The organism is Streptomyces sp. NPDC005195 (assembly GCF_040608315.1).
Taxonomy (GTDB): domain Bacteria; phylum Actinomycetota; class Actinomycetes; order Streptomycetales; family Streptomycetaceae; genus Streptomyces; species Streptomyces kaempferi.
Map to the genome: position 1 here is coordinate 20530 of NZ_JBEXHZ010000059.1, position 8203 is coordinate 28732.

Consider the following 8203-nt stretch of genomic DNA (forward strand, 5'->3'; position numbering starts at 1 on the left):
GATCAAGTCGCCCCAGGAGTTAGGTTGTTGCTCGTTCGATCACGCGACTCTCCAGGGAGAGGCTTTATGCCCGGTGATGCTCTCAGCCAGGACCCCGCCGAGCTGAGAAGGAGGATCGACACCACCAAGGCGCACCCGGCCCGCGTCTACGACGTCTTCCTCGGGGGCAAGGACAACTACCCGGTCGACCGGAACGCGGCCGCCGCGGCGCTCGCGGCCAACCCGCGCGGATACCTCGACGTCCGGCACAACCGGGACTTCCTGCGGCGCGCGGTGACCACGCTGACCCGGGAGGACGGCATCCGCCAGTACCTGGACATAGGTACGGGACTGCCGACGCAGGAGAACGTGCACCAGATCGCCCAGCGGATCGATCCCACGTCCCGGGTCGTGTACGTCGACAACGACCCGGTGGTCCTCGCCCACGCGCGGGCGCTGCTCACCAGCGGGGCGGAGGGGGTGACCGACTACGTCGACGCGGACCTCAAGCAGCCCGCGCAGATTCTGCGGGACGCCGCCAAGACCCTCGACTTCGACCAGCCGGTCGCGCTCGTGCTGGTGGCGATCCTGCACTTCATCGAGGACGACGAGGCCTATCCGATCGTCCGTGATCTGGTGAAGGCGCTGCCGTCCGGGAGCCGGGTGGTGCTCAGCCATCTCACCGAGGACCTGAACGCCGAGAACGTCCGGGCGGTGCAGCGGACGTACACCGAGCGGGGGTTCACGTTCGTGCTGCGCTCCAGGGCCGAGGTCGAACGGTTCTTCACGGAGAACGGGCTCGAACCGGACGAGCCGGGTGTCGTCCCCGTGCACCACTGGCGGCCCGACGGGGCGGCGCCCGCTCCCGAGGTGGCCGATCCGGGGTACCTCGCGACCCTCGACGACATCGAGAAGGTCCGCTACCGGGACATCAACGACGTCACGGACGCCGACATCAACGTCTACGGGGCGACCGCCGTCAAGCGCTGAACGCCGGCAGGGGCGGCGGACCGGCTCTCCCGCACCGCCGCCCCCGCCGTCCAGGAGGGCTCAGTCCCACCAGAAGGACCACACCCGCCGGCCGAGCACCTCGTGCTCCGCGTACGCGCGCAGTGTCTCGTGGTGGCCCTGGGTGATGTTGTCCGGGCAGAACGCGAAGTGCTCGGCCGCCACCGCCTCGGCCTCGTCCCGGGTCCGGGGCGGCGCCGCCACCGACAGCACCAGCTGGTCGAAGGTGAGAGCCACGACCCGGATGCCGAAGCGGTCCTCCCAGGAGCGCAGCACCGCGCACAGGCGGGCCACGTCACCCTCGTGGTTCAGCGGGCCGGACCAGCCGATCGCCGCCGGGATGTCCGCGCTGCGGCGGGCCGGGACCAGCGCGAGGCGCGGCTCCTTCAGCCACGAGCCGCTGTCCGTGAGGGAGTCGGCGATCTCGGCGGCACGGGTGTCGGGGTCGGTCTCCTGCTCCGTGGCGGGCGCGAGACCGGGCCAGGCGGGGCCGAACGGCGCGACCTTCTCGTCGTACGTCGGCTGCTCGCCGAAGATCTCGACGACGGCCTGCTCGCCGGGGTGGTCCTCGTCCGCGCCGAGTTCGTCCGCCGCGTACTCGTCCCAGAACTCCGCGAGTACGTCCTCGGCGTCGTGGTCCCCGGGGTACGACACCTCGTCCGGTATCAACTCCCAGTCCTGCGGGGCGCCCTGATCACCGCCCATGTCGATGAGGAGGGGGAGCAGCCCGGACGTCCGCCGCGCGGGCTCCAGTGCCGCCCAGCCGCCGGGGGCCGCCGGTCCGTCGGCGTGCCACAGCAGCGGTTCGTGCCAGGGCCCGTCGTTTGTCGCGTCGAGCAGTCTCCCGGCCGGGAGTTCAAGCCCGAGCGTGTGCCCGCTCGGGTCGGCCGCCAGCTTCGGCAGCGGGTTCGGAAGTGTCGCCATGCCGGTGACTGTAGGGGCCGCCACTGACAGCGGGCGCGGCGCGGTGTCAGTGGCGGGCGGCGTACGCCGTGAACGCGGACCAGGCTTCCAGCGACGTGTGGAGGAGGGGGCTCGCGGGGTTCTTGGAGTCGCGCACATGGACGGCAGTGACGTCACCGAAATCGGGTCCCGTGCAGGCGACTTCGAGGCAATCGCCGCCTTGCTCAGTGCTGTAGCTGGACTTGAACCACTGCGGTGCGGCGTTCATCGTTCTCCTAGCGAACGGTCCAACAGGCGCTTCGTCTCCTGGGCATTGAGTGCCTGTGTCCGCAGCATCGCATACTTGCGTTCCAGGATGGACACCTGGCCGGGGTCGGCGATCATCCAACCGTTGAGCTGGGCCTCGACGTACGCGACCCGCTGATGGTCGGGGGTCTCGATGAGGACGAAGGGGCCGGACAGGCCGGCGTGGAAGTCCCGTCCCACTGGCATGACCTGGAGGGTGACGCCAGGGAGCCGAGAGCATGCGCGCAGGTGGCGCAGTTGTTCCAGATGCACGTCGTCGCCGCCGAGGCGGTCCATCAGCGTCGCCTCGGAGATGATGAAGCTGGCGGTCGGCGGACCTTCGCGGTGGAGGATTTCCTGGCGCGTCATGCGGGCCGCCACGCGCTGTTGGGTCTCGTCGTCCGTGAGGCTGGGCACTTCGTTGCGGAACACCGCCCGGGCGTAGGCCTCGGTTTGGAGGAGACCGGGCAGAGCCTGGTTCTGGTACGAGGAGAGTGCCACCGCCTCTCGCTCCAGATCGATGAATTCGGCGGCCCACCGTGGGAAGAGGTCCACCTCAGGCATATGGTCCACCCCGATCGCCAGCACGCCTTTGGTGCGCAGGAGTTCGTCGAGGTGTTCCGCCAGGTCCCGTTTCAGAGGACGCCGGCCCTGCTCGATCGAGGCGACGGTCTCCTCATCGACCAGGAGCCGTTCGGCCAGGGACCGTTGGGTGTACCCCTCCGCTCGACGGAATGCCGCGACCTGGGCGCCCAGCATCCTCATCGCCGACGCGTTCTTCCGTGGACGCTTTCCGGGATTCATGTCCGACCAACTCCCCACCCCTGCCCGAACACGACCCCGCACGAACCCGTACAGAAAATCCGTACTGGTTCACACAGTGATCCACCGTAGTGACTCCGAGCGACCATCGTCCTGTGAACGAGACGACCCAACTCCCGCCCCTGCGCGAGCGGTTCTTCAGGCGTGAGCGTCGCGCCGTTCCCGCCGCCAGGCGGTTCGCGCGCGAGACCCTGGCCGGCTGGGGACTCGTCGGAGCCGGCCGTGGCGACGACGTGTTGCTGTGCGTGAGTGAGCTGGCGACGAACGCCCTGGTGCACGGCGTGCCGCCCGGCCGGCACTTCCGGGTGTTCCTGAGATACGCCGGAGACGGTGGCGTACTGCGTGTGGAGGTGCACGACAGCGGCGGTGGCGTCCCGCGGCCCGTGGACGGCGCCGCCGGCGAGGGCGGGCGCGGACTGCTGCTGGTGGCCGCTCTGTCCGACAGTTGGGGAGTGGCGGAGCGGGACCCCGGCAAGGCGGTGTGGTGCGAGTTCGCCGGTGTCGGCGGGTGGACGTGAAAGGGCCGCGCGCCCCGGGACGTCCCGGGGCGCACGGCCCTTTCAGCCGGTCCGTGCGCGGCCCTCCGCGGTCAGAGGCGCTCGGGCGTCCTGATGCCCAGCAGGGCCATGCCCTGGTGGAGCGTGCGGGCGGTCAGGTCGCAGAGGAACAGCCGGTTCTCCGCGACCTCCTGCGCCGGGGCCGGCTTGATGACCGGGCACTGGTCGTAGAACGTCGTGAAGAGCGAGGCCAGTTGGTACAGGTACGCGGCGAGCTTGTGCGGGGCGTACTCGGCGGCGACCTCGTCCAGTGTCTCGCCGAACCGGTCCAGGTGCAGGCCGAGCGCCCGCTCCGTCGGGGCCAGTTCGAGCTCCGGGTGGGCGAGCGGCGTACGGTCGCCGGCCTTGCCGAAGATCGACCGGATACGGGCGTACGCGTACTGGAGGTACACGGACGTGTCGCCGTTCAGGGAGACCATCTGGTCCAGGTCGAACTTGTAGTCCCGCACGGCGGAGGTGGAGAGGTCCGCGTACTTCACGGCGCCGATGCCGACGTACCGGCCGTTCTCCTCGATCTCGCGCTCGCTCAGGTCCACCTTCTCGGCCTTCTCCCGCACGACGGCCGTCGCCCGGTCGATCGCCTCGTCGAGCAGGTCGACCAGCCGGACCGTCTCGCCCTCACGGGTCTTGAACGGCTTGCCGTCCTTGCCCAGCACCGTGCCGAAGGCCAGCTGGTGGGCCTTCACGTCGTCGCTCAGCCAGCCGGCCCTGCGCGCGGTCTCGAAGACCATCTTGAAGTGCAGGGACTGCCGGGCGTCCACGACGTAGATGAGGCTGTCGGCCTTCAGGTTGAAGACACGGTCGCGGATCGCGGACAGGTCGGTGGCCGCGTAGCCGTATCCGCCGTCCGACTTCTTCACGATCAGCGGGACCGGGTTGCCGTCGGGGCCCTTCACGTCGTCGAAGAACACGCAGAGCGCGCCTTCGGAGCGGACCGCCACGCCCGACTCCTCCAGGAGGCGGCACGTCTCGTCCAGCATGTCGTTGTAGCCGGACTCGCCGACCACGTCCGGGTCGCGGATCTCCATGTCGAGCTTCTTGAAGACCGAGTAGAAGTAGATCTTCGACTCGTCCACGAACTTCTGCCACATGGCCAGCGTCTCGGGCTCGCCCGCCTGGAGGTCCACCACCCGGCGCCGCGCCCGCGTCTTGAACTCCTCGTCGGAGTCGAAGAGCGTCCGCGCCGCCTTGTAGAGGCGGTTCAGGCTCGACATGGCCTCCTCGCCGGAGACCTCGCCGGCCTGGTGGTCCAGCTCGTGCGGGTGCTCGATCAGGTACTGGATGAGCATGCCGAACTGGGTGCCCCAGTCGCCGATGTGGTGACGCCGTACGACGGACTCGCCCACGAACTCCAGGATCTGGACCACCGCGTCACCGATGACGGCCGAGCGGAGGTGACCTACGTGCATCTCCTTCGCCACGTTCGGCTGCGCGTAGTCGATCACCGTCGTGCCCGGGTGCTCCACGAACGGCACGCCGAGGCGCTCGCCGTCCGCGTACCGCTCCGCCAGGTTCTCGGTGATCGCCCGGTCGGTGATCGTGATGTTCAGGAAGCCGGGTCCGGAGACCTCGATGTCCTTGATCACCTCACCCGACTCGACCCGCGCCACGACCTGCGTCGCCAGCTCCCTCGGGTTCGCCTTCGCCTTCTTCGCGAGCGCCAGGATCCCGTTGGCCTGGAAGTCGGCCCGGTCGCTTCGTCGCAGCAGCGGATCCGCGGAACCGGCCTCCGGCAGGGCTGCCGTGAGGGCGTCCGCGAGGCGCTGGTGGACGGAAGCGGTGAGGGACGTGACCGAGGCCATGGGGTGGATGCCGTTCTCCTCGAGGGACTCAGATGGACCCCGCCAGTATCCCATGGGGGAGCAAGCGGATTTCGCTGCGACGGCCCGGCGCCGCCGGGTGACGAGGGGCACTGGAAAGCCGTTTTCGTGGTTGCGGTCCCAACTGGGAGAATGGTGCCGTCAGCCGTACTGGCGTATCAGAAAGAAGGACGTGCCGATCGTGGCCCAGAGCACCGAGACCACCGACTGGGTCTCCCGTTTCGCGGACGAGGTCATCGCCGAGTCGGAGCGTCGTGCCCCGGGCAAACCGGTCGTCGTCGCGTCCGGACTCTCCCCCTCCGGCCCCATCCACCTCGGCAACCTGCGCGAGGTCATGACCCCGCACCTGGTCGCCGACGAGATCCGCCGCCGCGGCCTCACCGTGCGCCACCTGATCTCCTGGGACGACTACGACCGCTACCGCAAGGTCCCGGCGGACGTCCCCGGCATCGACGAGTCCTGGGCCGAGCACATCGGCAAGCCGCTGACCTCGGTCCCCGCCCCCAAGGGCTCGGAGTACCCGAACTGGGCCGAGCACTTCAAGGCCGCGATGACCGGGGCACTGGCCGAGCTCGGCGTCGAGTACGACCCGATCAGCCAGACCGAGCAGTACACCGCGGGCGCCTACCGCGAGCAGGTCCTGTTCGCGATGAGGCACCGCGGTGACATCGACGCCGTCCTGGAGCAGTACCGCACCAAGAAGGCCCCGGCCAAGAAGCAGCAGGGGCAGAAGCCCGTCGAGGAGGCCGAGCTCGAAGCCGTCGAGGGCTCCGGCGCCGCCGCCGAGGACGACGGCAGCTCCACCTCCGGGTACTTCCCGTACAAGCCCTACTGCGGCCGGTGCGAGAAGGACCTCACCACCGTCACGGCCTACGACGACGAGACGACCGAGCTGACGTACACCTGCTCGGCCTGCGGCTTCTCCGAGACCGTCCGGCTCAGCGAGTTCAACCGCGGCAAGCTGGTCTGGAAGGTCGACTGGCCGATGCGCTGGGCCCGCGAGGGTGTGGTCTTCGAGCCGAGCGGCGTCGACCACTCGTCGCCGGGGTCCTCCTTCCAGGTCGGCGGCCAGATCGTCGGGATCTTCGGCGGCGAGCAGCCGATCGGACCGATGTACGCCTTCGTCGGCATCTCCGGCATGGCCAAGATGTCCAGCAGCAAGGGCGGGGTCCCCACACCGGCCGACGCGCTGAAGATCATGGAGCCGCAGCTGCTGCGCTGGCTGTACGCCCGCCGCCGCCCCAACCAGTCGTTCAAGATCGCCTTCGACCAGGAGATCCAGCGGCTCTACGACGAGTGGGACAAGCTGGAGGGCAAGGTCGCCGGGGGCGCCTCCCAGGGTGCCGGCTCCGGGGGAGGCTCCGTGCTGCCCGCCGACGCCGCCGCCTACGCCCGCGCCGTCGGCACCGCCGCCGGGGAACTGCCCAGGACTCCCCGCCCGATGGCGTACCGCACCCTCGCCTCCGTCGCCGACATCACCGCCGGCGCCGAGGACCAGACCCTGCGCATCCTGAGCGAGCTCGACCCGCAGAACCCGCTCGGCTCGCTCGACGAGGTCCGGCCCCGGCTCGACAGGGCCGAGACCTGGATCAACACCCAGGTCCCGGCGGAGGAGCGCACCGTCGTGCGCGCCGAGCCCGACGCCGGACTGCTCGCGTCCCTCGACGACCGGGGCCGCGAGTCGCTGCGTCTGCTCCTGGACGGCCTGGACGAGAACTGGTCCCTGGACGGCCTGACCCACCTCGTCTACGGCGTCCCCAAGGTCCAGGCCGGCTTCCCGGCCGACGCCACCGCCAAGGAGCTCCCGGCGGAGATCAAGGTCGCCCAGCGCACGTTCTTCGCGCTGCTCTACCACCTGCTCGTCGGACGCGACACCGGCCCGCGCCTGCCCACGCTGCTCCTCGCGGTCGGCCAGGACCGGGTCCGCAAGCTGCTCGCGGCGTAGGCCTTCGGCGGTACGCGGAAGGGGGCGCCCGGTGATCACCGGGCGCCCCCTTCTCGTGCACGCCGACGTGCCTACGCGATGTGGTCCTCCTGGAGTTCCGCCGTGTGGCGGTTGGTGAAGCGGTTGACCATGCGGTCGGCCTCGCGCTGCGGGAGCGTGGTGCCGTACGTCGCCTCCACGTCGCCCCTGAACTGGCCCGAGGTCGGATAGCTGCCGTCTATCGACTTCTTGAAGACCAGGTAGTAGTCCTCCTCGGTCGGCTCCGAGCCACCGCCCGCGCCCAGCTCACGGGTACGCCCCGGGCCCGACGGGATCGGGAAGGTACCGGTGTCCTCCGGAGAGGGCTCCGGGGCGGGGACGGGCTGCTCCTCGTACCGCTGCCGCGGGAACGCCTGCTGCGGGAACCTCTGCTGCTCGAACAGCTGCTGTTCCTCGAACTGCTGGCGAGACCGGAACTGCTGCTGCTCCTCGAACTGCTCGGCCTGCTGCTGCTCCTCGTACCACTGCCGGTACGCGACATCCGGGTCGTACGTCGGGTCGTAGCCGCCCTGATACGCGACGGACTGGGGGTCCCGCGCCTGAAGCCACTGACTCTGCGGCTCGGCGTAGTCCTCCGGCCGCTCCGGAGGCTCGTTCGCCTCGGCGGCGGCAAGCTGTTCCCGGACCGGAGCCGCGTCGCCCGGTACGGCGGGTGCCGTGGCTTCCGGCCCGCGCGCCACCTCCCACTGCGGTACGGGGGGCAGCAGCGCGGGCTCGATGCCGGCCGCCGCCAGGCCCGAGGGGGCGGTCTCGGCGAGCGGGACGCCGTAGCGCGCGAGGCGCAGCGGCATCAGGGACTCCACCGGTGCCTTGCGGCGCCAGGCGCGGCCGAAGCGGGAGCGCAG

The 8203-nt window shown here is 70.1% G+C and carries 7 protein-coding genes and 1 pseudogene; 3 read left to right on the forward strand and 5 right to left on the reverse strand.

Annotated features, from left to right (window positions below; genetic code table 11):
- Window positions 1-66 precede the first annotated feature (66 nt).
- Window positions 67-969 carry an SAM-dependent methyltransferase gene (locus ABZV34_RS32255; protein ID WP_356284530.1) on the forward strand — a complete coding sequence of 301 codons (903 nt, stop codon included), beginning with the start codon at window positions 67-69 and terminating at the stop codon, window positions 967-969.
- A 60-nt stretch (window positions 970-1029) separates the two neighbouring features.
- Here the strand turns inward: ABZV34_RS32255 and ABZV34_RS32260 are convergent, their stop codons facing one another.
- The 3 genes from ABZV34_RS32260 to ABZV34_RS32270 are packed head-to-tail and all read right to left on the reverse strand — an operon-like array spanning window position 1030 to window position 2934.
- Window positions 1030-1911: a DUF4253 domain-containing protein gene (locus ABZV34_RS32260; protein ID WP_356284533.1), complete on the reverse strand. Its 882-nt coding sequence runs from the start codon at window positions 1909-1911 to the stop codon at window positions 1030-1032.
- Window positions 1912-1957: 46 nt separating this feature from the next.
- A complete protein-coding gene (locus tag ABZV34_RS32265) occupies window positions 1958-2158 on the reverse strand; it encodes a DUF397 domain-containing protein (RefSeq protein WP_356284536.1) in 201 nt (66 codons plus the stop codon).
- On the reverse strand, window positions 2155-2934 hold the full coding sequence (locus tag ABZV34_RS32270; protein WP_356284539.1) for a helix-turn-helix transcriptional regulator: 780 nt from the start codon (window positions 2932-2934) through the stop codon (window positions 2155-2157). The genes ABZV34_RS32265 and ABZV34_RS32270 overlap by 4 nt, the downstream gene beginning before the upstream one ends.
- Before the next feature lie 158 nt (window positions 2935-3092).
- Between ABZV34_RS32270 and ABZV34_RS32275 the strand changes: the two genes are divergently transcribed.
- On the forward strand, window positions 3093-3515 hold the full coding sequence (locus tag ABZV34_RS32275; protein WP_356284542.1) for an ATP-binding protein: 423 nt from the start codon (window positions 3093-3095) through the stop codon (window positions 3513-3515).
- 71 nt (window positions 3516-3586) lie between these two features.
- On the opposite strand, the gene argS is transcribed toward ABZV34_RS32275, so the two are convergent.
- A complete protein-coding gene (gene argS, locus ABZV34_RS32280; RefSeq protein ID WP_356284545.1) occupies window positions 3587-5356 on the reverse strand; it encodes an arginine--tRNA ligase in 1770 nt (589 codons plus the stop codon).
- A gap of 190 nt (window positions 5357-5546) precedes the next feature.
- Here argS and lysS point away from each other — a divergent pair, with 190 nt between their 5' ends.
- Window positions 5547-7319 (forward strand): lysine--tRNA ligase, encoded by a 1773-nt coding sequence (gene lysS / locus ABZV34_RS32285; RefSeq protein ID WP_356284548.1) that lies wholly within the window; start codon window positions 5547-5549, stop codon window positions 7317-7319.
- 71 nt (window positions 7320-7390) lie between these two features.
- On the opposite strand, the pseudogene ABZV34_RS32290 reads toward lysS, so the two are convergent.
- Window positions 7391-8203: pseudogene (locus tag ABZV34_RS32290) on the reverse strand (hypothetical protein); the annotation flags it as partial.